This is a genomic window from Sinorhizobium chiapasense, from assembly GCF_045277575.1.
Classification (GTDB): domain Bacteria; phylum Pseudomonadota; class Alphaproteobacteria; order Rhizobiales; family Rhizobiaceae; genus Ensifer; species Ensifer chiapasense_A.
In genome coordinates this window covers 2,033,068-2,057,881 of sequence record NZ_CP144205.1, presented here as the reverse complement: position 1 = coordinate 2,057,881, position 24,814 = coordinate 2,033,068, and the positions used below count along the sequence as shown (strand labels likewise).

26 protein-coding genes and 1 pseudogene are annotated in these 24,814 nt (G+C 64.4%); 13 read left to right on the top strand and 14 right to left on the bottom strand.

Going from position 1 to position 24,814, the window contains the following annotated elements; all coding sequences use genetic code 11:
* Nucleotides 1-88: 88 nt before the first annotated feature.
* The 3 genes from QM996_RS10065 to ilvC all read left to right on the top strand — a co-directional run bounded on the left by QM996_RS10065 (nt 89) and on the right by ilvC (nt 3,243).
* Nucleotides 89-937, top strand: coding sequence for a LysR family transcriptional regulator (locus QM996_RS10065; RefSeq protein WP_500267352.1), 849 nt, complete (start codon nt 89-91; stop codon nt 935-937).
* A gap of 408 nt (nt 938-1,345) precedes the next feature.
* The gene (locus QM996_RS10060; RefSeq protein ID WP_500267351.1) at nt 1,346-1,987 is read left to right on the top strand and encodes a TetR/AcrR family transcriptional regulator C-terminal domain-containing protein; all 642 of its coding nucleotides are present in this window, start codon (nt 1,346-1,348) and stop codon (nt 1,985-1,987) included.
* A gap of 194 nt (nt 1,988-2,181) precedes the next feature.
* Entirely contained in the window at nt 2,182-3,243 is a 1,062-nt protein-coding gene (gene ilvC, locus QM996_RS10055; protein ID WP_500267350.1) for an NADP-dependent ketol-acid reductoisomerase, read from the top strand.
* Between the two features lie 124 nt (nt 3,244-3,367).
* On the opposite strand, the gene QM996_RS10050 is transcribed toward ilvC, so the two are convergent.
* The 11 genes from QM996_RS10050 to QM996_RS10000 form a co-directional block, all read right to left on the bottom strand.
* Nucleotides 3,368-3,601 (bottom strand): hypothetical protein, encoded by a 234-nt coding sequence (locus QM996_RS10050; protein ID WP_500267349.1) that lies wholly within the window; start codon nt 3,599-3,601, stop codon nt 3,368-3,370.
* Nucleotides 3,602-3,691: 90 nt separating this feature from the next.
* The gene (locus QM996_RS10045) at nt 3,692-4,459 is read right to left on the bottom strand and encodes an HAD family hydrolase (protein ID WP_500267348.1); all 768 of its coding nucleotides are present in this window, start codon (nt 4,457-4,459) and stop codon (nt 3,692-3,694) included.
* A 254-nt stretch (nt 4,460-4,713) separates the two neighbouring features.
* On the bottom strand, nt 4,714-5,619 hold the full coding sequence (locus tag QM996_RS10040; RefSeq protein ID WP_500267347.1) for a PALP domain-containing protein: 906 nt from the start codon (nt 5,617-5,619) through the stop codon (nt 4,714-4,716).
* Between the two features lie 364 nt (nt 5,620-5,983).
* Nucleotides 5,984-6,106, bottom strand: a complete 123-nt coding sequence (locus tag QM996_RS10035; protein ID WP_282439033.1) for a hypothetical protein — start codon at nt 6,104-6,106, stop codon at nt 5,984-5,986.
* 358 nt (nt 6,107-6,464) lie between these two features.
* Nucleotides 6,465-6,698: a hypothetical protein gene (locus tag QM996_RS10030; protein WP_500267346.1), complete on the bottom strand. Its 234-nt coding sequence runs from the start codon at nt 6,696-6,698 to the stop codon at nt 6,465-6,467.
* 298 nt (nt 6,699-6,996) lie between these two features.
* Nucleotides 6,997-7,233 (bottom strand): small ribosomal subunit protein bS21, encoded by a 237-nt coding sequence (gene rpsU / locus QM996_RS10025; RefSeq protein ID WP_500267345.1) that lies wholly within the window; start codon nt 7,231-7,233, stop codon nt 6,997-6,999.
* A gap of 326 nt (nt 7,234-7,559) precedes the next feature.
* Nucleotides 7,560-7,769: a cold-shock protein gene (locus QM996_RS10020; RefSeq protein ID WP_500267344.1), complete on the bottom strand. Its 210-nt coding sequence runs from the start codon at nt 7,767-7,769 to the stop codon at nt 7,560-7,562.
* Nucleotides 7,770-8,357: 588 nt separating this feature from the next.
* Nucleotides 8,358-8,600 carry a helix-turn-helix domain-containing protein gene (locus tag QM996_RS10015; RefSeq protein ID WP_429806815.1) on the bottom strand — a complete coding sequence of 81 codons (243 nt, stop codon included), beginning with the start codon at nt 8,598-8,600 and terminating at the stop codon, nt 8,358-8,360.
* 282 nt (nt 8,601-8,882) lie between these two features.
* A complete protein-coding gene (locus QM996_RS10010; RefSeq protein WP_500267343.1) occupies nt 8,883-10,469 on the bottom strand; it encodes an acetolactate synthase large subunit in 1,587 nt (528 codons plus the stop codon).
* 116 nt (nt 10,470-10,585) lie between these two features.
* Entirely contained in the window at nt 10,586-11,218 is a 633-nt protein-coding gene (locus tag QM996_RS10005; protein ID WP_500267342.1) for a LysE family translocator, read from the bottom strand.
* Between the two features lie 123 nt (nt 11,219-11,341).
* A complete protein-coding gene (locus QM996_RS10000) occupies nt 11,342-11,965 on the bottom strand; it encodes an FMN-binding negative transcriptional regulator (protein WP_500267341.1) in 624 nt (207 codons plus the stop codon).
* Between the two features lie 87 nt (nt 11,966-12,052).
* Here QM996_RS10000 and pdxR point away from each other — a divergent pair, with 87 nt between their 5' ends.
* From pdxR to QM996_RS09960, 8 genes and pseudogenes are all read left to right on the top strand, one after another.
* A complete protein-coding gene (gene pdxR, locus QM996_RS09995) occupies nt 12,053-13,537 on the top strand; it encodes an aminotransferase-like domain-containing protein (RefSeq protein WP_500267340.1) in 1,485 nt (494 codons plus the stop codon).
* Between the two features lie 136 nt (nt 13,538-13,673).
* Nucleotides 13,674-14,357, top strand: a complete 684-nt coding sequence (locus QM996_RS09990) for a peroxiredoxin-like family protein (RefSeq protein ID WP_500267339.1) — start codon at nt 13,674-13,676, stop codon at nt 14,355-14,357.
* A 184-nt stretch (nt 14,358-14,541) separates the two neighbouring features.
* Nucleotides 14,542-15,102, top strand: coding sequence for a hypothetical protein (locus QM996_RS09985; protein ID WP_500267338.1), 561 nt, complete (start codon nt 14,542-14,544; stop codon nt 15,100-15,102).
* Nucleotides 15,103-15,277: 175 nt separating this feature from the next.
* The gene (locus tag QM996_RS09980) at nt 15,278-16,273 is read left to right on the top strand and encodes a PALP domain-containing protein (protein ID WP_500267337.1); all 996 of its coding nucleotides are present in this window, start codon (nt 15,278-15,280) and stop codon (nt 16,271-16,273) included.
* 72 nt (nt 16,274-16,345) lie between these two features.
* A pseudogene (locus QM996_RS09975) lies at nt 16,346-16,902 on the top strand (DsbA family protein).
* 425 nt (nt 16,903-17,327) lie between these two features.
* Complete coding sequence (locus tag QM996_RS09970) at nt 17,328-17,990, top strand: peroxiredoxin (RefSeq protein ID WP_500267336.1); 663 nt, start codon at nt 17,328-17,330, stop codon at nt 17,988-17,990.
* A gap of 130 nt (nt 17,991-18,120) precedes the next feature.
* Complete coding sequence (locus QM996_RS09965; protein ID WP_500267335.1) at nt 18,121-19,170, top strand: MBL fold metallo-hydrolase; 1,050 nt, start codon at nt 18,121-18,123, stop codon at nt 19,168-19,170.
* Between the two features lie 89 nt (nt 19,171-19,259).
* Entirely contained in the window at nt 19,260-19,475 is a 216-nt protein-coding gene (locus tag QM996_RS09960) for a hypothetical protein (RefSeq protein ID WP_500267334.1), read from the top strand.
* Between the two features lie 189 nt (nt 19,476-19,664).
* On the opposite strand, the gene QM996_RS09955 is transcribed toward QM996_RS09960, so the two are convergent.
* From QM996_RS09955 to QM996_RS09945, 3 genes are all read right to left on the bottom strand, one after another.
* Nucleotides 19,665-21,197 (bottom strand): arylsulfatase B, encoded by a 1,533-nt coding sequence (locus QM996_RS09955; protein ID WP_500267333.1) that lies wholly within the window; start codon nt 21,195-21,197, stop codon nt 19,665-19,667.
* Between the two features lie 85 nt (nt 21,198-21,282).
* Nucleotides 21,283-21,531: a hypothetical protein gene (locus QM996_RS09950; RefSeq protein WP_500267332.1), complete on the bottom strand. Its 249-nt coding sequence runs from the start codon at nt 21,529-21,531 to the stop codon at nt 21,283-21,285.
* 262 nt (nt 21,532-21,793) lie between these two features.
* Nucleotides 21,794-22,393: a class I SAM-dependent methyltransferase gene (locus tag QM996_RS09945; protein WP_500267331.1), complete on the bottom strand. Its 600-nt coding sequence runs from the start codon at nt 22,391-22,393 to the stop codon at nt 21,794-21,796.
* 357 nt (nt 22,394-22,750) lie between these two features.
* Here QM996_RS09945 and QM996_RS09940 point away from each other — a divergent pair, with 357 nt between their 5' ends.
* Nucleotides 22,751-23,980 carry an aminotransferase-like domain-containing protein gene (locus QM996_RS09940; protein ID WP_500267330.1) on the top strand — a complete coding sequence of 410 codons (1,230 nt, stop codon included), beginning with the start codon at nt 22,751-22,753 and terminating at the stop codon, nt 23,978-23,980.
* A 272-nt stretch (nt 23,981-24,252) separates the two neighbouring features.
* On the top strand, nt 24,253-24,813 hold the full coding sequence (gene recX / locus QM996_RS09935; RefSeq protein ID WP_500267329.1) for a regulatory protein RecX: 561 nt from the start codon (nt 24,253-24,255) through the stop codon (nt 24,811-24,813).
* The last annotated feature ends 1 nt before the right edge of the window (nt 24,814 follow it).

Sequence of the window (24,814 nt, the reverse complement as noted above, 5' to 3'; positions counted from 1 at the left end):
TTGCTTTTCGAAGCGGGGGTGTTGATGGGCTTGATCTTAGCGACTGCGTTGATGCAGAGTGAGCCGAAATTTTCGGAGGCAAATCTGCATGAATGCAGGGACATGGGCAGATCTCGAACTGCTGGACCATCTGGTGCGCGGCGCGACGCTCAGCCAGGCGGCGCGTTCGCTCGGCGTCGACCAGACGACGGTGTCGCGACGGCTCGCGGCGCTGGAGCGGCGGGTGGGGGCGGCGCTCTTCGACCGCATCGACGGCCGGCTGACGCCGACGCCGGTGCTGGCTCCCGTCGTCGAGCGGCTGCGGACGATGTCCGAGGAAGCGTCGCTGTCGCTCGCGACGCTGTTACGGCGGACGGCGGAATTGAAGGGGCAGGTGCGGGTGACGAGCATCGGCTTTGTGCTGAGCGCCATCCTGGCGCCATCGCTTGCCCGGCTCGAAGAGCGGCATCCCGGCCTGACGCTTGATCTCATCGCCGACAACCAGATGCTGAGCATCGAACGGCGCGAGGCCGACATCGCCATCCGCATGGCGCGCACCGGCGAGGATTCCGTGCGGGTGAAGAGCCTCGGCACGCTCCGCTTCCGGCTGTTCAGGCCGAAGGGGCAGGGCGCGGGCCCATGCCCGGTCGTGCGCTACGGCCCGGCGCTCGCGCATGTGCCGGAGATGCAGGCGCTGGACCGGCTACGCGCCGGCGCCCGGGTGGCGCTGACTGCCGACAAGCTGGAGATCCTGATGGAGGCGGCGCTTTCGCTCGGCGCCGAGTTGATGTTGCCGGAGGTCTCCGCCTCGCGCGACTTGCGCTTCGAGGCGGTGGACGAGCCGGGTGCAACGGCCGAGCGCCCGGCCTACCTGATGATGCATCCGGAACGGGCGCGGGTTCCGAGCGTGGCGGCGGTGGCGGCTTTCATCGAGGAGGCTGTGCGGGGGTGGCGGTAAGATTTTTGCGGAGAGGCGTCGCGTGCGATCGTGTCGCAAGACCTGCCCCTCACCCTAACCCTCTCCCCGCAGGCGGGGAGAGGGGACGTGGCCGATGGCCAAGTCGCCACATGGGCCAGCTGTCAGCGAATGCGTGATGCCGAACGGAGCCTTATTCCGGTGGGAGATCGAGGATGCCTGCTTTTGAGGCGAGCGAGCGCCGCACCCGTCCTTCTCCCCGTGATGACGGGGAGAAGGTCCCGGCAGGGGGATGAGGGGCGGCGATAGACGTGCACCATAAAGACTACCCCGCCGTCCCCGCCGAAATTTCGCCCCCTTGTAAGAATCGTCTTGACGCTCCCAGGCCTCTTCACTAGAAGAATGCGAACCGTACCGTACGGTACTGATCGGGAGTGAGGCGACGTGCAGATGACTGCGGCGATAAGGGAGGCGAATGCCGGGGAGGGGCTGACGGAACGTCAGGGCGCCGTTCTCGAGCAGGCATTGCGTCTTCTGGTCGACGGCGGCGAAAAGGCGCTGACGACGGCCGGCATCGCGCGGGCCGCCAATTGCTCCAAGGAAAGCCTCTACAAGTGGTTCGGCGATCGCGATGGCCTGATCTCGGCGATGATCGGCTTCCAGGCGAGCAAGGTACGCACGCAGGACGTTGCCGCCAGGGCGCTCGATGCCGAGAGCCTTGAGCGTCATCTGATCGTGTTTGCCAAGGATCTGCTCGAGGTTTTGGCCGGAGACGTGTCGCTGGCGCTGAACCGGCTGGCAATCGGCCAGGCAAGCCGCGACGGCTCCAAGCTCGGCCACATGCTGCAGGAGCGCGGGCGCCGGCAGATCGGCCGCCGTGCGGCGGCCCTGCTCGAGGCCGGCCGCAAGGCAGGGCTGCTGACGTTCGAGGATGCCGACGAGGCCTATGGCGCCCTCTACGGGCTTGTCGTCTCCGACTGGCACCTGAAGATGCTGCTCGGCGAAGAGGCCGGCGAGATGAAGAAGAGTTTTGGCCGCAAGGCGGAGCAGGCGGTTGCAGCCTTCCTCACGCTTTACGGAACGAAGAGGTGACGGCCTGCAGCGCCGCGCTTCGAAAGAAGCGCAAAGGCCGCTGCAGCAGTGAAATGGCAGCGCCGCGCTTCGAAGGAAGCGCAAAGGCCGCTGCAGCAGTGAAATGGCAGCGCCGCGCTTCGAAGGAAGCGCAAAGGCTGCTGCAGCACTAGGAATTGCCGTAGGGCGCCTGAGCCGATCCCGGTTCTGGCGCCATGCGGCGGAGACAACTGACAACAACGGGAAGGACCACAAAAATGCGCGTCTATTACGATCGTGATGCCGATATCAACCTGATCAAGTCGAAGAAGGTCGCCATCGTCGGCTATGGCAGCCAGGGCCGCGCCCATGCGCTGAACCTCAAGGATTCCGGTGCCAAGGAAATCCGCATCGCGCTGAAGCCGGGTTCGGCAACGGCTGCCAAGGTCGAGGCCGACGGCCTCTCGGTTCTCTCGGTTGCGGAAGCCGCCAAGTGGGCCGACCTCATCATGATGGCGACGCCGGACGAACTGCAGGCCGAAATCTACAAGGCCGACATCGCCGGCAACATCCGTGACGGCGCTGCGATCGCCTTTGCGCACGGCCTCAACGTTCACTTCGGCCTGATCGAGCCGAAGGCGACCGTCGACGTCGTCATGATCGCGCCGAAGGGCCCGGGCCACACGGTTCGCGGCGAATACCAGAAGGGCGGCGGTGTGCCCTGCCTCGTTGCCGTTCACCAGGACGCCTCGGGCAACGCGCTTGACCTCGCGCTCTCCTACGCCTGCGGCGTCGGCGGCGGCCGTTCGGGCATCATCGAAACCAACTTCAAGGAAGAGTGCGAAACCGACCTCTTCGGCGAGCAGGTCGTTCTCTGCGGCGGTCTCGTCGAGCTGATCCGCGCCGGCTTCGAAACGCTGGTTGAAGCCGGCTACGCTCCGGAAATGGCCTATTTCGAGTGCCTGCACGAAGTGAAGCTGATCGTCGACCTGATCTATGAAGGCGGCATCGCCAACATGAACTACTCGATCTCGAACACGGCCGAGTGGGGCGAATACGTCACCGGTCCGCGCATCATCACCGAAGAAACCAAGGCCGAGATGAAGCGCGTCCTCAAGGACATCCAGACCGGCAAGTTCACCTCCGAGTGGATGCAGGAGTACAAGTCGGGTGCTGCCCGCTTCAAGGGCATCCGCCGCGTCAACGACGCCCACCAGATCGAGGAAGTCGGCGCGAAGCTGCGCGGCATGATGCCCTGGATCGGCAAGAACAAGCTGGTCGACAAGGCGAAGAACTAAGCCTTATCGAACGGTCGAGTGAAGGAAGCCGGGGCAGCGCTCCGGCTTTTTTCGTTGACGGGCTATTCCAGTCTTCGTCATCGCCGTTTTGCGGCAGGCATCCGGCGAGCCGAGGGCTGTTGGGTCAGAAGATCCTCGCGAAATCGACGAGGATTTCGAGGCATGAGGTGGGCGCGGCCGCAAAGGCCATGCCCGCACCGAAACCGACCAGGCCGAGGGAGATCGCTCCCGGCCAGCCGTGATTTTGCCAGCCATAGAAGGCGCCGAAAGCCGTTGCCCCGCTAACGACAGTGAGCCACCAGAGGCAGCGAACGACCATCGCACCGTAGCGAACAACGACCGTGAGCCTATCGTACATTTGCCTCCCCGACCGGCTGGAACAACGCAAGGTTATGAGCGGACATAAGTTCGCGTCACCGCCTTTGCCAGGGGCGGCGAGGACAGCGGTTCAATGCCGGTGGAGGATGAGGTCGCAGGCGGCCTTTATGTCGTCGACGACCGTGGAAGGCGCCGGCGCGAACCGGTTTTCGTCGCCCTCGCGGTATTTGCCAGTGCGCACGAGGATCGCCTCTCCGATCCCGGCGGCAAGCGCGCCGGCGGTATCGCTTTCGGCATCGTCGCCGATCATGGTCGCATCGGCGGGGTCAAGGCTCATGCTCGCTGCGGCTGCCAGGAAGAAATCGGCGGAGGGCTTGCCGAAGAGTGTCGCCTTGGTGCCGCTCGCATGTTCCAGCGCCTCGACGAAGGGGCCGGCATCGAGGCTCAGTTCGCCGTCGCGATCCCGGAAGAATCGGTTGCGGGCGAGCGCCAGCAGTGGTGCGCCGGCCATCAGCGCACGGAAGGCGGTATTGAGGCTGTCATAGCTGAAGCGTTCGGCCGCATCGCCAACGACGACGGCGGCGGGGCCGTCCTTGCGGCAATCGGCGAAGTCCTCCTCAAGCGCGGGATGAACGAGCAGGTGCGGCTGGTGGCCGTTCGCCTCGAGCCAGGCGCGCGCGGCAGCAACCGGCGTGAACACTTCGTCGGCGGCACAATCGAAGCCGAAACGCTGGAGCTGGGCGACGAGCTGGCGCTTCGATTGCCGTGTGGTGTTGGTCAGGAAGCGGAGAGGCAGGTCGGCGGCCCTGAGGCGCGAGACCGCCGCGACGGCACCCGGCAGCACCGTGTCGCCGTCATAGAGCACGCCGGAGAGATCGAGCAGCACGCCTCTGGCCATGGCAAGAGACTGCCTGAGCGCCAGGCCATGGTCAACGGTCAGCGGCGGATGCCTGCCTATCGGTCCGCGCCTGTCGCGCCGGAACCTTGGGGACTGGCTTGTCTTTCCGCTGCATGCGGAAAGGGGCGGTGCCGCCTAAAGTATGTCGCGCAAAAGTGTGCGGCGGTTTTGCGATAACGACATACGAAAAATCAAAGACTTAAAGCAAAGGAGCGAATCTGAAAGATCGCGACGCGCTTTAAACGTCAGGCGGCCTACCAGGCCTGCAGCCGTTCGACCGTCGTCGTCGCGCCGCCGCAGACGATCGTCAGCACCCGCTCGAAGCGCAGCAACGGATCGGCGCGGGTATAGGCGACCGCGAGTGCCGCGCCGCAGGCGGGCTCCACCAGCACCCGGTGGTCGTCGAGGAAGCGGGTGCAGGCCTCGACGACCGCCCGGTCGCTGACAACGACGCATTCGACCGGATGGCTCCGGCTGACCTCAAAGGCACGCTCACAGACCTTTCGGGCGCCGAGCGAGGTGGCAACGCCGCTGATCGAGGGAAGCGTCATCAGCCTTCCCGCCTTGACGGAGGCTGCGAAGGATGCGGTGCCTTCGGTCTCGGCGGTGATGATGGGAATATCCCGCAGCCCGTTTCGCTCCAGCCCCTCGGCGACGCCCGAGAGCAGCCCACCGCCGCCGACCGAGAGCACGACAGCATCGAAGGCGAGGCCGGCCTTGACGACGTCGTCGATAACAGTGGCGTGCCCGGCCCACAGCAGGGGATCGTCGAAGGGATGGATGAAGGCGGTCTCGGCATCGAGCGACGCAAGCGCGCGGGCATTCGCCTCGTCCCAGCCGGCGCCGTGGACGATCACTTCGGCGCCTTCCTGGCGGATCAGCGCCTTCGCCCGCTCGGTGGTTGTTTCCGGAACGTAGACGGAGACGGGAATGGAGAGCCGGCGGCCGGCATAGGCGACCGCCATGCCGGCATTGCCGCCGGACGAGGAGACGAAACGCCGCTTGCCGTTTCGCGCATGGTGCTCGCAGGCCGCCCCGACGCCGCGGATCTTGAACGAGCCCGGCGGTTGCAGCGCATCCATCTTGAGCCAGACGGAGCAGCCCGATGCGAGGCTCAGCGGAAGGGATTCGATCAGCGGAGTTTCGAGGTGCAGTGCCATGGGAGGTCCCGTTGAAAAGCGCAATGGGGGCAATTGCCGACTACAGCGCCGCGCGTCTTATCGGACGCGCGAAGGTCGCTGTAGCACTTTGAACGCTGAATGTTTTGTCCTTTAATCGGTTACGATTAAAGGAAACATGCAGCAGGCAGAAGGTTTCTCAGATTTTCAAATGTGGAATTTGCCACCGATCACGGCCTCGCCGCAACGTGCTCGGCCCGATCATCGGCAACAATGGCGTGAGCTGACCGCATAAATCGACCTCGATCTAAGGACGGGCAGAAGATCGAAGTTCGAGAGCGGCCCTTGCGCGTCCGATCAGACGCGCGGCGCTGTGGTGGCGCGCGAACGGGCGAGGCTCGCGATGCTACCAGAGAAGGCCGCTGAAGATAACGAAGGCGACGAACAGCAGCGACAAGACCAGCGACGCCTTGATTGCCGCCAGCGTGTAGTCGTATCGGCGAATTCTATGTGCGAGGTCCTGGAACATATGGTCGTCCAATCCTGGTGTTGCCTGCGCGTGTCGTCGTGCAGGCGGCTTGCGCGGCGGTCGGACGTCCGGGCGGAAGTGTCGCGCTTGGCGCAATCTGCTTTCATTCCGTCGAGGCGTCTCGCCCCGTGCTTTCCCGAGCGTGCGCTGTGGCAAGATACTGCCGGTCCGCTTGCGCTCGCGCTCGGCTTTCCAGTCGCGCAAGCTTAGCCGTCGATAATGGGAAATTGGCGGGCCGTGGACCTCTGACGCCGCGAAAAGCCAATTAGGCCAATGTCGATGCATGACCATGCGCTTCAAATACGCCCAATACAAGTTCGTTCTCACGGGCGATGGGCGACAGCCGCGGGGTGATCGATCACGGCCGCCGTGTCTTGCGGGTGGTTTTGCGGGAGGTTTTGGGGGCGGGCGGCGGCGCCTGCGGCTCGGCGGCGGCGCGTTCGAGGCGGAGCGCTTTCAGCTTCTCCGTCTTCTTGTCGCGGGCGACCTTCTCGGCGGCGATGATGTTCTTCGCCGAATGATCATTGGCGCCGGCCTTGTCGCCGGTCGGAGCCTTGCCGGGCTTGAAGAGATTGCTGCCGGTAAACGTCATGACTTGTCTCCGCAGGATGGGCGTGACGCCATCGGAGGGCGGACACGCCGCAGGAGTGCTGTCTTGCTGTCAAAAACGCTGCGCAGGGGCGCAACGGTCGCTGTAGTCTTTTGATTCTCCGGGTAATTTTACCTGCAAATCGCGTCGGGCCTAAAGAAATAATGGCGACGGGATGAGGCTTTGTCCGGGCGGTTCAGCCTCGCCCACGGACCTGCCCGGTTTCCGGGTCCCGGTGGCGCCACAGCGCCACCGGCCTTGTCTCTCGCATGGTCCGCCGCAAGGCGGGACTGCGGTGCGATCAGCGCGACTTTGCAGGCCGCTTGGACGCCGGCAGCAGGCCTTCGCGCTGGAGTTTCTTGCGCTGCAGCTTGCGCTGGCGCCGTACCGCTTCGGCCTTCTCGCGGGCGCGCTTTTCCGACGGCTTTTCGTAGCTGGTGCGCGCCTTGAATTCGCGGAACAGGCCTTCTCGCTGCATCTTCTTCTTCAGGACGCGCAAAGCCTGGTCAACATTGTTGTCTCTGACAAGTACCTGCAAGTTACGTTCTCCTTCATCGATTCACGGGCAGCATCAGACGATGCCGTGACTTCTGACTGTCGGCCTATCCATGTGCTCAAGGACTGAGCCAAGGTCGAGCGGTGGTGGCGGTCCGACCCGTTGCTTCGGGGCGGAAAGCCGGTGCGGCGCAGGCCGAGAGCGCGGCTTTTTCGCTCAATACGCAGGCTTGCGGCACGATGATCTCCTTCACCGGAGATCGAAGGATCCAGAGACGCAAAAAGGCCGGGTTGTTTCCCCGACCTCTTCCCGTCATTCAAGCGCTTCCCTGCCAGTACATCCGTGGTCAGGGGAGAGCGAATGACAAATCAAGCCGCTCTGAGGTTGTCGGCCGAGCTCTTGCCGGTGCGGCGGTCGGCGACGACGTCGAAGGTGATCTTCTGTCCCTCGGCGAGCGAGCGCATGCCGGCCCGTTCTACAGCCGAGATATGGACGAACACGTCGGTGCTGCCGTCATCGGGCTGGATGAAGCCGAAGCCCTTGGTGCTGTTGAACCACTTTACAGTGCCCGAAGCCATGATGATTTCCTTTCATTCGTTGAGTTTTCCGGAAGATATTCTCCCGGCCGTAATCGATATTTGAGAGGAAATCTGGCCGCGCGGAAGCGCTTCGTCAAAGGTCACAAGCAATATTCGATGCGACGATATATAGGCGATACTTTTTTCAGTTCAACATAAATATCCGGTTTTGCGTTTTCAGGTGTTTGTGAAAACCTCTCTACGACCCTGTAATACCAGGCTTTTCGTCCGATTATTTTTCTTGGCCGAACCGGCACGGGTTTTATTACGGACCGGGCCAGGATGCCCGCGACGAGGCCGGCGCGCGGCGTCGACGGCCGCTCGGCCGGGCCGATTGCCTACAGCGCCGCGCGTCTAATCAGACGCGCAAAGGTCGCTGCAGAACTTTGATTTGCTGCATGTCTTTGCCCTTAAATCGAGGTCGATTTAAGGAGACATGCAGTAGTGACGGAATGCGTTGGTTTTGGTGGCGTGGCCGGCCTCGGGAGCGCCGCGCGTTCGGATGACGCGGCTTCAGCCGGTTGCCGCCGGATCGGCCGGCGGTGGAAGGCGGCGGCGCGCTTGTCTTTGGCGCACCGCCCCCGCTTGTCAGGCGGCGTTAAAGGTCTGCGGCGAGACCTGCAATGCGGCGGCGATGCGCTGCAGCTTGGCGGGATCGGTATCGGCGCCAAGTTCGATCTTCGAGATTTCGATTTCCGTCAGGCCGGTCGTGACCGAGAGATCGTCGACCGAATAGCCGGCGGTTTCACGCGAACGCTTGATGGCGGCTCCGATATTGACGCGGGACAGAGACGCGCCGGGGGCCTTGGTTAGGTCTTTCTTAAAGGACATGAAGTGTCTCCTTCGTTGGTCCACCGACAAAGAGCGCTGTCGGTTGAAGGGGGCCCAAAACTGAAATGCGACTCGGACAGACGAGCGCGAACCTGGGGCGTCGCTAATATAAGCGAGAAGTCTCCGGGCGCAAGTTTGCGGCTGAATTTTTGTGAATATCCTAATTAAATCAGTTATTTAACATGTGTTTTCCGCCCCCGGAAGGGCGTGAATCGCACCGATCGGGGGCTTCATTCTCGCGGCGCGCCGGTGCCCGAATCAGCGCGAAAACGACACGGAATTTCACACGAGGCGCGCCTCGATCAGAAACGGTCCGCGCCGCGACAATGCGGCATCGAAGAGGGCGGCGAAGGCTTCGCAGGAGGTCGCGACGGCCGCCTCGACGCCGAAGCCGCGGGCGAGCGAGACCCAGTCGAGCGCCGGCTGGTCGAGGTTCAGCATGCGGCGGGCATTGGTGCCGATCTCTTCGACACCGACATTGCGCATCTCGGCGTGGAGGATCGCGTAGGTGCGGTTGGAAAAGATGATGGTGACGATGTCGAGGTTTTCGCGCGCCTGGGTCCACAGGCCCTGAATGTTGTACATGGCGCAGCCATCGGCCTGCAGGCAGATCACCTTGCGTTCGGGACAGGCGATCGCGGCACCGGTCGAAAGCGGGATGCCTTCGCCGATGGCGCCGCCGGTCTGCATGATGAAGTCGTGCGGCGCCGAGAAGGCCGAAAGCGCGAAGAAGCGGCGGGCCGAGGTGGCCGCCTCGTCGCAAACGATCGCATTCTCCGGGACCTTGCGGGCGACGATGACGGCGACTGCGTCTTCCGTCAGCGTGCCGGAGGGTTCGCCCTCGTCGGTAGGGGCGCCGGCTGTGGGCAGCGGCAGCGTTGCGCTGATGCCGAGTTCGTCGCGCAGCGCTTCGAGCGTTGCCTTGAGGTCTTCACCGTGGCGGGCAAGCGTCACGACCGCGCAGCCCTCCGGCACCAGGCGGCCGGGTTTTCCCGGATAGGCGAAGAATGCCACCGGTTCCGGTGCGCCGACGAGGATCAGAACCTTGACGTCGCTGAGCGTCTCGAGCGCCATGTCGATCGGGTAGGGGATGCGCCGCGGCGCCACCCGCCCGCGGCCGCGCTGGGTGTGGGCGACGAGCACCTCGTTGAAAAGCTGGACGTTGTGTGCGGCCGCGATCCGTCCGGCGACGGCGAGGCTTTCTGCCTTAGCGGCGGCGCCGCTCAAGACCATGGCGACCCCTGGAGGATGGGCACGGATGAGACCGGCGACCTCGCGGACCGTTTCCGCACTTGCCGGGCGCGGTGCTTCGAGGCGCACCTTTTGCGGTGGCGCGTCGGTGGAAAAGGCACCCCAGGACGCGTCGGCCGGCAGGATCATCGTGGCAACGCCCGGTGGCGTCAACGACGCGCGAAAGGCGTCCGCCGCCGTCGGCCCCACGTCGGAGGGATCCTTCACCCGCCGCACCCAGTTCGACATCGGGCGGGCCAGGCCCTCGATATCGCTGGTCAGCGGTGCGTCGAGCGCGAGATGGTAGGAGGCATGGTCGCCGACGATGTTGAGGACAGGCGTGCGGGCGCGCCGCGCATTGTGCAGGTTGGCAAGGCTGTTGGCGAGGCCGGGGCCGGTGTGGAGCAGGGTCGCGGCCGGGCGGCCGGTCATGCGCGCATAGCCGTCAGCCGCACCGGTGACGACGCCTTCGGAAAGGCCGAGAATGCAGCGCATCTCCGGCTTGCGATCGAGGGCGGCGACGAAGTGCATTTCCGACGTGCCGGGATTGGCGAAACAGACGTCGACGCCGTTTGCGAGCAGCGTGTCGACGAGCATATCCGCGCCCGTGGTGCGAATTGGTTGGCCGCCTTCTCCCATGCGCCTGTCCCCCGCTTGGCCCTCGGGCGCATGATAGCTGCACCTTGACCCGGCGCAAGCGCGGTGCACCGGCCTCAGGGGCGAAATCTTGCGTGCGCTGCCCTAGGTCCGCTGCCCTAGGTCCGCTGTAAGGCGAGATGGGTGCCAAGCCCGATCAGCACCGTGCCGCCGGCGCGCTGCAACAGGCGCTGTGCCCTGGTGGAGCGGCGCATCTTGACGACGACGGCATCGGCGAGGAAGACGCAGGCGAGATCGGCGGAGGAGAACATCAGGTTGACGGCGGTGCCGATCAGCAGGAACTGCACCCACAGCGGGAAGGTGGCCGCGGCATCGGTGAACTGCGGCAGGAAGGCGACGAAGAAGATCGCGGTCTTCGGGTTCAGGACCTCGACGGTGATGCTCTCGAAGAAGGCGCGGCGGGCCGATTTCGCCTCGACGGCGGGCAGATGACCACCGCCGCTCGCCTTGGCGCGCATCAGCGTGAAACCCAGCCAGACGAGATAGGCGGCACCGGCAAGCTTCACCGCGAGATAGAGCGTCGGCACCGCATGGAACAGGATGGAAAGGCCGGCGGCGGCGGCAACGACGTGGACATAGCCGCCGAGATGGATGCCGAGCGAGGCCATCAGCCCGGCGAAGCGGCCGCGCGCCATCGTCTGTGCGGCAGCGTAGAGCATCGCCGGTCCGGGGATATAGGCGAAGATCGCCGTGGTGACGAAGAAGGTGAGGAGAATGTCGAGCGATGGCATGGGATGTACCTCGTCTGCTGATGCGCGGCCTCTTTCGAGAGTCGTTATAGGGCATTGCGCGGAAAAGTTGAAGGAAGGTCGCAGCCGTTTCGGCAATGGGCGCGGGCGCGATCCGGACCAGCCTCAGACCGGGATCTCCGCGGCGACCAAGCGATCTTCGGGCCGCGCGCTGGCTGCGAGCCCGGTGGCGACGCCCTGCCGGTCCTCGGCGCTGCGGTTCTGGCTGAACTTGCGCTTGCCGTCGAGCCGGTCGATCGGCAGCCTGAGGCCGATGATGCCGCGAAGCTGGGCCCTGACGAAGGTGGGCGGCGCGTCGCTCACCTGCCAGGGTTCGGCACGGGCCGCTTCGTGACGGTTGGTGAGGCGGCTGACGACATCGAGAAGCCGGTCCTCGTCGCTGAAGAATTCGACCGCGCCATAGGCATGCACGGCCGAATAGTTCCAGGTCGGCACGACCTTTCCGTGTTCGCGCTTGGAGGCGTACCAGGAGGGCGTGACATAGGCATCCGGCCCCATGAAGGTCGCCACGGCGGCGCCGATCGGTGCGGTCGTCCCTTGCGGATTGGCGCGGGCGAGGTGGCCGTAGAGCGTGCCATGAGGACCTTCGTCGCGATCAAGCAGCAGCGGCAGCGGGGTCGCAAGCAGGCCCTCGGCCGTTGCGGTGACGAAGGTCGATAGCGATGCCGCCTCGATGATCGCGTGCAGTACGCTCAGTTCCTCCTCCTTGAAGGCCGGGGGTGTGTACATGATCTCGCTCCTTGTGCTTGCCATTTCATAGAGGCAAACTGGACCGGGCTGAATATCCAGTTTCTGCATAAATGAGTGGGCCAGTTGGTGACGGAGAAGAACGAGGCGAGGGGCGGGATCACCCGGCGGATCTATGAGGCATTGAAGGCGCAGATCCTCGGCGGCACCTACGGCCCTGAGGATCGGCTGCCATCGACGCGGGCGCTGGCGGCCGAGCTCGGCGTGTCGCGCACCACCGTGACGGCGGCCTATGAGCAGCTTCTTTCCGAGGGGTTTCTGGAAAGCCGGCAGGGCGCGCCTTCGCGGGTGGCGCTGCTGCATGAGTACGAGGGTGCCAAGCCGCTCACCGAAGGGACGCCTTCAGGGTCTGCGCCGAGACCGGCGGCACCCGTTCGGCTGTCGCGCTTTGGAACGGCGCTTGGCGAGGGGCCGACCTGGGTACCGCCGCATTCCGGCGGGTTGATCGCCGATTTTCGCTATGGCGACCTGTCGGCGGCCGACTTTCCGGCGGAAGCCTGGCGGCGGGCGGTCAACGCCGCGCTTCGGCGGCGCCGGCCGCGGCTGGCCTATGACGACCCCGGCGGCTCGGCGGAACTGCGCGCTGCACTTCAGGCCTATCTCTGGCGGGCGCGTGGGCTGAGATGTGCGCCGGACCAGATCATCATCGTCAACGGCTCGCAGCAGGGGCTGGACCTTGCCGCCCGCGTGCTTGCCGATCCCGGCGACCGGGTCGCGGTGGAGGATCCCGGCTACGTCATGGCGCGCCGGGCCTTTGCCGCCGCCGGCGCGCGGGTGGTTCCGATCGCCGTCGACGGAGAGGGCTTGCGAACCGAGGCGCTCGAAGGGCTCGAAGACGTGAGGCTCGCCTATGTCACGCCTTCGCACCAGTTTCCGCTCGGCAGCGTGCTCTCGGCCCGGCGCCGGCAGGAGCTTCTCGCCTGGTCGGAACGCAGCGGAGCCTATGTCATCGAGGACGATTACGACGGCGAGTATCGCTACGATATCCGCCCGATCCCGCCGCTGCAGACGATGGCGCACGCGGAAAACGTCATCTATCTCGGCACGATTTCGAAGAGTCTCTCGCCGATGTTGAGGCTCGGCTATCTCGTCGTGCCGCCGCTGCTTCGTGCCGTCTTCGCCGCCGCCAAGCAACTGGTCGACCGCCATTCGCCTGTTCTCGAGCAGGAGGCGCTTTCGGCGATGATCGCAAGCGGCGCCTATGAGCGCCACATCCGCCGCAGCCGGCGCAGCAATGGCCGCCGTCGTGAAGCGCTGCTTGCGGCGCTCATGGCGGAACTCGGCGACCGGGTGACGATCGCGGGCGCCGATGCCGGCCTGCACGTCGTCGTCTGGTTCGATCGGGTCGAAAAGGCGCAGGAAGGCGAATTGATCGCGCGGGCGAGGGCGGCGGGCATCGGCCTCTATCCGATCTCGCCGCTTTACGGCGCGGATGAAGCCGGACATCGCCCCGATCGGGCCGGCATCGTCATGGGCTATGCAAGCCTCGAGCCGGCGGAGATCGGCAAGGGCGTGGCGGCGCTTGCCGCGGTGTTGCGTTGCTGGGGCGGCTAGAGGGCGGCGCGCGGGGCGCGGCTGTAGTGTGGCGCTGCCATCTCCGCTATAGTCTGTCGGTGCCGCCGCAGGCGCGTCCGGGCCGGGATCATTTCGAGGATTTGCGGAAGAGCGGCGTAATCAGGAGGCGAGGCCGATGGCAGAACGCAGGGTGCAGCCGTTGCAGCCGGGAGAACCGGCACCCGACTTCACGCTTCCGAGCGCCAATCGCGATGCTCCGGTTTCGCTGGCCGGCCTCAGCGGCCGTCCGTTTCTGATCGGCCTGTTCCGCGGTTTGCATTGCCCCTTCTGCCGCCGTCAGCTCCGGCAGTTTTCCGCCGTCGAGCCGGCACTTCGCGCCGTCGGCGTGGAGACGTTGGCGGTGGTCAACACACCGGTCGAACGCGCGCGCCTCTATTTCCGCTACCAGCCGACGCCGGTCACGCTGCTTTCGGATCCGGAATGCCGAACGCATCGGGATTTTGGTGTGCCGCGTGGCGTGTTCCTTTCGCCCGAAAGCGACGAGCCGCCGCAATGGCCGGATCGTGCGAGGCTGGCCGATTTCGAGGCGGCGCGCATCAACCCCACGGGCGAGATGCCGGAACCGGTGCAGCCGATGCGGGCCAATGATCTGCTCAATGCCATGGACGGCTTCGAGCCCAATGAGACCGACAACCGCATCTACGCGCAGCATGGCACGCAGCTCGTCGGCCACTTTCTCATCGATGCCGCCGGCATCGTGCGGTGGAGCGAGATCGAGGCCCGCTTCGGGCCGGAGGAGATCGGCGTCTTCCCGACTTCGCGCGAGATCATGCTGGCTGCCGGCAAGGTCGCCGGCTAAGCGGGCGAGGGCGGCGGTGTTGCCTTGCCGGGAGGGCGCCGAGCCGTCACCGGTTGTTCGGCTTCTGAGAACCGTCTTGACGTGCGCGGTTCGTCTTCCACCGCCCGACGTTACGGTTAGCCGCTTGCGTCGTGGCTGTATTCGCTGATAGTGGGCAACCCTTCAGTGTGGTGGTATGGCCTTCATGAAATCCCTTCGCATTCATCCCCATCTTCATGACGTTTTCGGTGAGCAGCAGCCGCCGGCCTATCTGTTGGCGATCCTCCTCTTCGGGGTCTGCGTTGCGGCTGTCTTTGCCCTTTCGTCCTGGCCGCTTCTCGCGGCCTTGTCCGGGTGGCGGGCGGCGCTGGCACTTCTTCTCGTCCTCGACATCGCGGCCGGCTGCGTCGCCAATTTCACCCCGTCGACCAACGACTTCTACGCCGCGCGGCCGCGCAATCGCTGGATCTTCATTGCGATCCACGTCCATGTGATCGCCGTCGCTGCGCTGCTTGGCGCCGGCCTTGGCGCCTCGGTCGCCGTCTGGGCCTATACGATCGCCGGCGCGGCGGTCGTCAACCTGCTTGCCGGACATGCAGCGCAGATCTTCGTCGGCGGCCTGCTGCTGGCGGCCGGCCTTGCGGGGCTGCCGCTGCTTCCGGGCCTGACGCCGGCGATGACGGTGGTCTCGGCCCTGTTCATGCTGAAGGTGCTTTTCAGCTTTGCGGTCGATCACTATCGCTCGCATCCGTCCCAAAATGGGTGACGGGGCCCATGTCCTTGCCTTGCCTGGCGGTCTTCACTACAGCGCCGCGCGTCTTATCAGACGCGCAAAGGTCGCTGTAGCACTTTGAAGTGCTGCATGTTTTTGTCCTTTAATCGGTTACGATTAAAGGAAACATGCAGTAGCCTTTGAAGCGGCAGGCTCGGGGAGACACTTGATGGCGGTTTCAGCGGCAGACGTGGCATTGCGCATTCCGACATTCGACGACGTGCACGCGGCGCGCGGCCGCATCGCCGGCGTGGCGCATCGAACGCCGGTGCTGACCTCGCGCACGGCCGATGCCGCGACCGGGGCGCGGCTCTTCTTCAAGGCGGAGAATTTCCAGCGCGCCGGCGCCTTCAAATTCCGCGGCGCCTATAATGCGATCGCCGCCTTGCAGGAAAGCGGCCACAAGCGGGGCGTCGTCGCCTTCTCTTCCGGCAACCATGCGCAGGCGATCGCCTATGCCGCGCGGCTGCAGGGTGTGGCCGCGACGATCGTGATGCCGAAGGATGCACCCGAAATGAAGGTGGCGGCGACCCGCGGCTATGGCGCCGATGTCGTGTTCTACGACCGCTATACCGAGGACCGGTCGGCGATCAGCGCCAAGCTGGCGGCCGAGCGCGGCGCCGTCCTCATCCCGCCCTTCGACCATCCCGACGTGATCGCCGGGCAGGGCACGGCGGTCCTGGAACTGATCGAGGAGGTCGGCGAACTCGACCTGATCGTGACGCCGCTCGGCGGCGGCGGGTTGCTGGGGGGCTCGGCGCTCAGCGCCCGGGAGCGTTCGCCCGGCGCGGTTGTCATCGGCGTCGAGCCGGAGGCTGGTAATGACGGCCAGCAATCGCTGAGGAAGGGTGAGATCGTTCGTATCCCGGTGCCGAAATCGATCGCCGACGGGGCGCTGACCAACCATGTCGGCGAGCACAATTTCCCGATCCTCAAGCGCGAGGTCCGCGAGATCGCCACAGTGAGCGACGCCCAACTCGTCGAGACCATGCGCTTCTTTGCCGAGCGCATGAAGATTATCGTCGAGCCGACCGGCTGCCTGGCGGCGGCAGCCGTGCTGCAGGGGGTGCTGCCCTCAGCCGGGCAAAGGGTGGGCATCGTGATCAGCGGCGGCAATGTCGATCTCGCCACCTTCGGCGCATTCTTCAGCGACATTCGAAGCTAGAAAACCGGGCGAAACTAGAAAACCTGGACGCACATCGATCCCGAACAGGCGGCTTTGAAAAAGGGGATTCGCATGACAAACACAGCTTGGCACGCCGATCCACTCATCTGGGGCACCGGTCCGCGCCTCTTCGAGGTCTTTCTGGAGCCGACCGATCCTTTCTCGGCCAAGGCGTTCAACAAGCTCGACCCCCTTCTCGACCATGCCGGAGAGGACAAGATCACCATCAAGATCCGCCTGCAGTCGCAGCCCTGGCATTTGTATTCCGGTGTCATCGTTCGCTGCATCATCGCGGCCTCGACGCTCGAGGGCGGCAAGGAGACGGCGAAGAAGTCATCGCCGCGGTCGCTGCACATCGGGAAGAATTCGAATTCGCCGACCACGCCGGCGGACCCAACATGGACGTTGCTCCCAACCAGATCATCGAGCGCCTGGAAAGCTATAGCGGCGTCAAGCTAAAGGCCGCCTTCGCGATCCCGGATCTCGACCGGGAAATCAAATGGCATTGCAGATATGCGCGACAGAACGGCGTCCACGTCTCCCCGACCTTCATGATCGACGGAATCGTGCACCCGGACGTGAGCAGCGGCGATGATGTTTCGGCCTGGGCGAAGAAGTTGCTCGGTTGACGAAGGGCGCCGAGATATTCGCGCTTCCGCACGGGACGAGGGTTCCACGGCAGGCGCGGATCCTGGCTCGAAGGTTCGGATGGCAATGTCGAGCGCGGCCTGCCGTTGCTGCGGCGATGCCTTCTGCTTGCTCGACCAGGCCGCTTGTGCGCCTGTCTTTCCGGTTGCCTTAAACGGCAAAAGTGGCACACTGGGCATCGCGCTTTGGCGCCGTGCTTCCCTGTGCGGTCCAGGGCTGCTGTAATGATATGATTTCCTAAAGGAATTTTTCCTCCGGGCGGTCGTCGCCGGAGTGTAAACAATGGAAGAAAACGGAAGGATTACAGCGGCCTTCTGGCGCCTTGCCGGGCTCGGCGCTGTCAAGAAAATAGAGCACTCCCATCGCGCCCGGGCGGGCGCAGCGCTCACACACATTGGAGGGTATCGTGACGCTTGCAATCAATGACCTCGCACCGGACTTCGAGGTCGGAACGACCGATGGCACAATCCGGTTTCACGACTGGATCGGTGACTCCTGGGCGGTCCTGTTCTCGCATCCGAAAGACTACACGCCCGTCTGCACCACCGAGCTCGGCTACATGGCGCGCATCAAGCCGGAATTCGACCGGCGCGGCGTCAAGATCATCGGCCTCTCCGTCGATCCGCTCGACCGGCACGCCGGCTGGGCCGCCGATATCGAGGAAACGCAGGGCCATGCACCGAACTTCCCGATGATCGCCGACGTCGACTACACCGTCTCGAAGCTCTACGGCATGCTGCCGGCGCCGGTCTCCGGCGACCCGACGCTGCGCACGCCCGCCGACAACCAGACGGTGCGCAACGTCTTCGTCATCGGCCCGGACAAGAAGATCAAGCTGATCCTCGTCTATCCGATGACCACCGGCCGCAACTTCGACGAGGTACTGCGCGTCATCGACTCGCTGCAGCTCACCGCCAAGCACAAGGTGGCGACGCCGGTGAACTGGAAGCAGGGCGACGACGTCATCATCGCCGGTTCGGTCAGCGACGAGGATGCCCGCAAGGTCTACCCGGAGGGCTGGCGCGCGCCGAAGCCCTATATCCGCATCGTGCCGCAGCCGAAGGGCTGAGGCGCAACAACGGCAAGGGGTGAGGGCAATAGCCCCTCATCCGCGCGGATGAGGGGCAATTCCCTCACCGCGCGGACGAGGGGCGGGACCGCCATCTGTTGAATGACGCCTCGATGCAAGGGAGCCGCCGATGATCTTCCGCCAGTTGTTCGACAGCGTATCCGGCACCTACACTTACCTGATCGCCAGCCGCCAGGGCGGCGAGGCACTGATCATCGATCCGGTCCTGGAAAAGGTCGAGCGCTACCTGCAGCTCGTCCGCGAGCTCGACCTCAGGCTGGTCAAGGCCGTCGACACCCATCTCCATGCCGATCACATCACCGGTCTCGGGGCACTGCGCGACCAGACGCACTGCATCACCGTCATGGGCGAACAGACCGCGGCGGACGTCGTTTCCATGCGGGTGACGGAGGGCGACCGGGTGTCGATCGAGGGATTGAGCCTCGACGTGCTCTATACGCCCGGCCATACCGACGACTCCTATTCCTTCCTGATGGGCGGCGACATGGGCCGGCGGGTCTTCACCGGCGACACGCTGCTGATCCGCGGCACCGGGCGCACCGACTTCCAGAACGGTGACCCGCGGCAGCAATATGACTCGATCTTCAACAAGCTGCTGAAGCTGCCCGACGAGACGTTCGTCTATCCGGCGCACGACTACAAGGGCGACACGGTCTCGACCATCGGCGAGGAGAAGCGCTTCAACCCGCGGCTTCGGGTGAGGTCCGTCGACGAATATGTCGAGCTGATGAACAATCTCAAGCTGCCGAACCCGAAGATGATGGACGTGGCGGTGCCGGCCAACGTCCATATCGGCCTGCACCAGGACGAGCTCGCGCGGCGCGGCTGGGCGCTTTCGGCAAAGGAAGCGCTGGCGCTCTGCGGCCGGGCGAAGATCGCGCTTGTCGACCTGCGCGAAAAGGCCGAGCGGGAAAAGCACGGGGTCATTCCCGGTTCGCTGCACGCGCCCTATCCGGACCTCGAGCAGAACATCGCCGCCGGCGGCGTGCTGCACGAGCTGGCGGCGGCGACCGGAAAGCGCATCGTCTTCTACTGCGCCTTCGGCGAGCGCTCCGCCATGGCCGTTGAGGCCGCTCAGGCGGCCGGGCTTACCACCGCTTGCCATATCGAGGGCGGCATTGCCGCCTGGAAGAAGGCGGATGGGCCAGTGACGCATTGATGCCGACGCATTGACGTCGGCGCCGCGCGCACCATCTCCATCTCGAAGCGTTGCGGTGATCGAAACGCGCAAGGGACAGGTTTGGGACCATGCACAAGTTCGCTGTCAGCGTCAGCCAGGAATTCGAGGCCGATACTGCCGAGGAGGCGGCCCTGCTGATGTATCAATATCTCACCCGGGAGCCGGCGCCGCTGTCCTATTCCGTCATCGATGAAGCGAAGAACGCGTTGAGCCTGATGCTCGACCGGGAAAAGGCGGACGAATTCGCCAGCATCGACCACACGGCAGACCCGGGCAATTGGTAGGCATTGGCGAGGCGCGTTTCCTTGCAGTCTCGTATGGGCGTGCGGCGCGCGGAAGCCTGAGGACATGGCGCGCACGATAGCGCCGCGCGTCGTGTCAGCCGTGGAAGCGTCGCTCCAGCACTTTGAATTGCTGCATGTTTTTGTCCTTTGACCGGCTACGATCAAGGGAAACACACAGTGGCCGCAGGGTCAGTCACCGAGGCTGAAGAGCGTCGAGGGATCGGCGGCCACCGGCGGTGCCTGGAAGGTCAGCCGCACCGCGTCCAAGATGAGGAGAGGCGGGGCCATTTCGGCGGCAAGCCGGCTGATCCAGTCCTGCAGGTCGCGGGTCTTGTCTGGGTTGCTGGCGGCAAGATCGTTCGCTTCGGACGGATCGGCGGAAAGGTCGAAGAGCTCCAGTTTCGGCGGCAGAGATGCCTTCCAGACGAGTTTCCAATTGTCCTTGCGCACGGCACCTGCCAGTGGATCGACATTGTAGACCATGTCCCGGCGCGGCGACGGCTTGCCTTCGCTGAGCGCCGGCCAGAGGTTGATGCCGTCGAGCGGCTTGGTCTTGCCAAGCGGCGCGCCGGCGATTGCCGCGAGCGTCGGGTACATGTCGACGACATGGACCATGCCCCGGACCGTGCCCGGCTGGATCCGCTCCGGCCAATTGGCAAGTGCCGCGACCCGGGTGCCGCCCTCGTAGAGCGAACCCTTGCCGTCACGATAGGAGCCGTTGCTGGCCGGCAAGCCGCCGCTGATCTTGGAATCGCCAGCAAAGAGCGAACTCTTCACGCCGCCATTGTCGCTGTGGAAGACGATCAGGGTGTTGTCGCGCATGCCGCGTTTCTCCAGCGCCGCGACCACCTTGCCGACACCGTCGTCGAGCACGGAGATCATCGCCGCATAGGCCCTGCGGTTTTCGTCGGCAATGTGCTTGTAGCGGTCGAGATACTCCTGCGGCGCCTGGAATGGCGTATGCGGGGCGGTGAAGGCGAGATAGAGGAACAGGGGAGCAGCGGGATCGTGCCGTGCGACCACCCGCGCCGCCTCGTCGCCGATGAGGCTGTTGTCGAAGCCGGTTTCCTCGAGCGGCGTGTCGTCCCGGTACCAGTCCTTCACGCCATGCGAGGAATGCTTGAAATGGTCGATCTCCCCGACCAGCGCGCCGTAGAAGCTGTCGAAGCCGCGCTGTCTCGGCCAGTATTCCGTCTTGGCATGGCCGAGATGCCATTTGCCGACGAGAGCGGTCTTGTAGCCGGTATCCTTCAATGCCTGCGGCAGCAGATACTCGTCGAGCGCGAGCCCATAGGAGCCAGCGGCGGGAATGACGCCGGTCTGCAAGCCGTAGCGCAGGGGATAGCGGCCGGTCATGAAGGCGGCGCGCGACGGCGTGCACATGGGCTGGGTGTAGAACTCCTCGAATCGGGCGCCGGTCTCGGCCAGCCTGTCGAGGTTGGGCGTCTTGATGTCGGAACCGTGGAAGCCGACATCGGCCCAGCCGAGATCGTCGGCGATGATGTAGACGATATGCGGCGGCGTCGTGCCATTGGCAAAGGCCTGGCCAGGGGCGGAAAGCGCCGCAAGACCTGCCGGCAGCCCTGCGGCCATGGCGATCGCCGCGCCGCTCAGCAGCGCCTCGCGCCGCGTCAGGCCCTTGTCTTTCCTGTCGGCATTGGTCGTCGAGGCGGGCTTGCAGGCAGCCGCAGGATCGGCTCGCCCGGCATGAGACAAAGGCATGTGCACCCCCTTGGAAATCGACCCCTCATCGAGGTGGGCTTCATTTATTTGGTATTGCTAATATCTACACCTCCCGGTAGCGGCGTCAATTGGTGTCGCCGTGGGAAGCAGGCTCGGCCGCGGCGCCGAAGGAAGGCGACAGGCATGATGCGCCGATCGATTCCCGCGGGTGCAGCCATGCGTTCGTCGGGCAAGGCACGGCAAAAAAATCAGGGCGCCATGGTGCGCGAGCGGGGCCGGACCGAGATGTCGCCAGAAGGTTGTGTCTGTGCGGACGGCGGTTCATAAATTGTGCATTGCCAAAGGAAAAATGCTGCAATGCAAGAATATCCATGAATATTTCCCCGATGGTCGAAGTATAGTTATCGATGCGCCTTTCAATTTTCCTGAATCTGTGCTCTCATAGGTTTAGTTGGAAGGAGGAAATGCATGTTCTCGTTCTTTGAGCACTTCGCACTTTTCGACGCCCTGATCGTTGCTGCGATCTGCACCCTGCTGATCCTGAGTTACTTCAGCCGCGAGGCTTGAGGCAAAGCGGATTGAGAATTGTTGCCCGCCCTTCGCGCTTGGCCAGTGTCGCTTGAATATGCCGGGCGTCAGCCCGCGCGGATCGCAGACACATGCAGCCAGCGGGTCGGCTCGCCGTCGTAGCCGCCGCCATCCGCCTCGCTGATACCAACCTCCGACCAGCCAGCTTCCTCGAAACGGGCGTGCAGCCATGCCGCCGACGGGTAGTTGAAATAGCGGCCGAAGCGGTCGTGGTCCTCGGCTTCGCCGGCCTTGAAGCTTGCATGGAGAAGGCCGCGCGGGCGCAGAGCCTGGCGGAGGCGGGCGAGCACATCGCCGAGTTCCGCGCGCGGCACATGCAAGAGCGACGCTTCGGCCCAGATGCCGTCGAAGCGATCTTGCCAGTCGATCTCCTGAAACCTAACGACTTCGACCTTGCGGCCGATCCGGGCCTCGGCTTCACGCGCCAGCTCCGCCGAGCCGTCGCAGGCCGTGACGTCGAGACCTCCTTCCAGCAGCGCCAGGCTGTCGTGGCCACCGCCGCAGCCGAGATCGAGAACGGCGGCGCCGGGTGCAAGCCGGCGCATGAAGGCGTCAAGCCGTGCCGGTGGCTGGCGTTTCCGCCTCGCATAGGTGGCGGCGTTGTCGCGGTAGAAGGCGAGGGTGTCGTCTGTTTCGGGTTTTGTCATGGATGCTTTTTAGCTCTCGTCGCGGGAAGAAGTGAAGGGAACTGTTTTCTCCTGTTGAAGTCCGCGATTGTGGAGAGGCTAATCGATGATGATACCGGCGCTCCTTTCTCGCGGGCGGCAAGAGCGTAACGCGAGTGGCTTGCATTGCCCGGGGCCGCGTGGCATTCGGCTTGGACTGACGTACGTCGGGTCCTGGACGCTAGGTACAAAGAGCCCGAAAAGTCCGAAAAACGCACGAATTTAGGTCAATAATATTGACATAAATTAGCCGTCGTGGTCCTGTCGCTTCGCCGTCTGCAATGACGCGGGAGGAAGCGGAGAACCGCTTTCCGCACATAATCTCTGAGGAAACAACCCATGCTGGATTGGGAACACATATTCGCGACGCGCTCGAGCCGGATGCGCGCCTCGGAAATCCGCGAACTGTTGAAGCTGCTCGACCGTCCGGACATCATCTCGTTCGCCGGCGGCATTCCCGATCCGGCGCTGTTTCCGGATGCGGAATTCAAGGACGCCTATGCGGAGATCTTCGCAGGCCCGGCCGTCGGTGCGGCGCTGCAATATTCGGTCAGCGAAGGCTACAAGCCGCTGCGCGAATGGCTCGCCAAGCAGATGGCGGATCTCGGCATTCCCGCCGGCGCTGACAACATCTTCATCACCTCCGGTTCGCAGCAGGGCCTCGACTATCTCGGCAAGCTGTTCCTGTCGCCGAAGGATACCGCGCTCGTCACCTGGCCGACCTATCTCGGCGCATTGCAGGCCTTCAACGCCTACGAGCCGACCTATGACCAGCTGAACCCCAACGGCAACCGCACGCCGGAAGCCTACCGCCAGGCGGCGGGCGAGGCGGGCGGCCGCGTCAAGTTCGCCTATCTCTCTGCCGATTTCGCCAACCCGACCGGCGAGACCGTCGACCGGGCCGGCCGCGAGCGCGTGCTGGCGCTGGCCGAAGAGCTCGACATCGCCGTCATCGAGGACGCGGCCTACCAGTCGCTGCGCTACGACGGCGAGCCGGTTCCGCCGATCCTGGCGCTCGAAATCGCCAAGAAGGGCGACATCAACAACACCCGCACCATCTATTGCGGCTCGTTCTCCAAGACCCTGGCTCCGGGTCTTCGCGTCGGCTGGGTCGTCGCCTCGGACAAGGTGATCCGCAAGCTGGTGCTGATGAAGCAGGCCGCCGATCTCCATTCTTCGACGATCAACCAGATGGCGATCTGTACGGTTGCCGAGCGCGGCTTCGACCAGCAGGTGGCCAAGATCCACCGGGTCTACAAGCAGCGCCGCAACGCCATGCTGGCGGCGCTCGAAAGGTACATGCCGGACGGTGTTTCCTGGACGAAACCGGAAGGCGGCATGTTCGTCTGGGTCACGCTGCCGAAGGGCATGGACGGTGCCGCGCTGCTGGCGAAATCGATCGAGACCGCCAAGGTTGCCTTCGTTCCCGGCCGCGCCTTCTTTGCCGACGGCTCGGGCGAAAACACGTTGCGCGTTTCCTTCTCCTGCGCCAACGACCAGATGATCGACGAGGGCATTCGCCGTCTCGGCGACCTGATCCGCGGCGAAGTGGCGGCTCTGGCGGCTTAAGGCGCGCAATTTCCTGCCACTTAAAAAAAACGCGTCCGTTCCGGCGGGCGCGTTTTTCTTTTGGTCGGTGCAGCGCGCACAGGGAGAAGACCTCGAAACACTCTGAGTTGCTGCATGTCTTCGTCCTTAAATCGAGGTCGATTTAAGGAGACATGCAGTCGGCAATTGCGTTGCCCGCGAGAGTCAGGTCATGTCGCAGGCCGATGCGACGATGATCCGCCCGGATCGTGCGATCGTTGCTTTCTTGTTTCACTTCGAGGGGTAGGGCAGGCTTGGACCTCAACGACGAGACGGACGTAAGCGATCAACCGACGCCGCGCATGTATGCCTGGGCGCGCAATTCGGCTGCCTATCGGCTCGCCCGCCAGATGCATACGGAAAAGCAGCTTTTCGACGCGATTGCGCGCAAGGCGCGGGAGAAGTTCGAGGATATCAGCGTCAACCAGGTGGAACTGCTGGCGGCGGCGGCCGTGACTTTCGCCTATGACAATGGCGCGCTCAACGACCAGGCCTATGCCGAGGTCAAGGCCCGCTCGGCCATGCGCGGCGGCAAGTCGAAGCGGGCGATCGCGCAGACTCTGGCGCAGAAGGGCATTGCCAAGGACGATGTCGCGGCGGCCATCGAGGAGGCCGACGACCTCTATGCCGCCGTCGTTCTTGCCCGCAAACGCGCATTCGGTCCGTTCCGCAAGGCGGCGCTCGACGAGAAGCGGTCGGCAAAGGAGCTTTCCGCCTTTGCGCGTGGCGGCTTCAGTTCCGAGATCGGCAGACGCGTCTTCGCGATGTCGCTCGAGGAGGCGGAGGAAATCCTGATCGCGGGCCGCTTGCTCTGAT

Coding starts and splice junctions, on each gene's coding strand:
- QM996_RS09940 (WP_500267330.1), top strand. CDS start 22,751: ATGCTGGATTGGGAACACATATTCGCGACGCGCTCGAGCCGGATGCGC.
- QM996_RS09980 (WP_500267337.1), top strand. CDS start 15,278: ATGGCGGTTTCAGCGGCAGACGTGGCATTGCGCATTCCGACATTCGAC.
- QM996_RS09955 (WP_500267333.1), bottom strand. CDS start 21,197: ATGCCTTTGTCTCATGCCGGGCGAGCCGATCCTGCGGCTGCCTGCAAG.
- QM996_RS10010 (WP_500267343.1), bottom strand. CDS start 10,469: ATGGGAGAAGGCGGCCAACCAATTCGCACCACGGGCGCGGATATGCTC.
- QM996_RS09960 (WP_500267334.1), top strand. CDS start 19,260: ATGCACAAGTTCGCTGTCAGCGTCAGCCAGGAATTCGAGGCCGATACT.
- QM996_RS10045 (WP_500267348.1), bottom strand. CDS start 4,459: ATGGCCAGAGGCGTGCTGCTCGATCTCTCCGGCGTGCTCTATGACGGC.
- QM996_RS09990 (WP_500267339.1), top strand. CDS start 13,674: ATGGCAGAACGCAGGGTGCAGCCGTTGCAGCCGGGAGAACCGGCACCC.
- QM996_RS10020 (WP_500267344.1), bottom strand. CDS start 7,769: ATGGCTTCGGGCACTGTAAAGTGGTTCAACAGCACCAAGGGCTTCGGC.
- ilvC (WP_500267350.1), top strand. CDS start 2,182: ATGCGGCGGAGACAACTGACAACAACGGGAAGGACCACAAAAATGCGC.
- QM996_RS10015 (WP_429806815.1), bottom strand. CDS start 8,600: ATGTCCTTTAAGAAAGACCTAACCAAGGCCCCCGGCGCGTCTCTGTCC.
- QM996_RS10060 (WP_500267351.1), top strand. CDS start 1,346: ATGACTGCGGCGATAAGGGAGGCGAATGCCGGGGAGGGGCTGACGGAA.
- QM996_RS09945 (WP_500267331.1), bottom strand. CDS start 22,393: ATGACAAAACCCGAAACAGACGACACCCTCGCCTTCTACCGCGACAAC.
- QM996_RS10050 (WP_500267349.1), bottom strand. CDS start 3,601: ATGTACGATAGGCTCACGGTCGTTGTTCGCTACGGTGCGATGGTCGTT.
- QM996_RS09985 (WP_500267338.1), top strand. CDS start 14,542: ATGAAATCCCTTCGCATTCATCCCCATCTTCATGACGTTTTCGGTGAG.
- QM996_RS10040 (WP_500267347.1), bottom strand. CDS start 5,619: ATGGCACTGCACCTCGAAACTCCGCTGATCGAATCCCTTCCGCTGAGC.
- QM996_RS10005 (WP_500267342.1), bottom strand. CDS start 11,218: ATGCCATCGCTCGACATTCTCCTCACCTTCTTCGTCACCACGGCGATC.
- QM996_RS10000 (WP_500267341.1), bottom strand. CDS start 11,965: ATGTACACACCCCCGGCCTTCAAGGAGGAGGAACTGAGCGTACTGCAC.
- QM996_RS09950 (WP_500267332.1), bottom strand. CDS start 21,531: ATGGATATTCTTGCATTGCAGCATTTTTCCTTTGGCAATGCACAATTT.
- QM996_RS10065 (WP_500267352.1), top strand. CDS start 89: ATGAATGCAGGGACATGGGCAGATCTCGAACTGCTGGACCATCTGGTG.
- QM996_RS10035 (WP_282439033.1), bottom strand. CDS start 6,106: ATGTTCCAGGACCTCGCACATAGAATTCGCCGATACGACTACACGCTG.
- QM996_RS10030 (WP_500267346.1), bottom strand. CDS start 6,698: ATGACGTTTACCGGCAGCAATCTCTTCAAGCCCGGCAAGGCTCCGACC.
- QM996_RS09965 (WP_500267335.1), top strand. CDS start 18,121: ATGATCTTCCGCCAGTTGTTCGACAGCGTATCCGGCACCTACACTTAC.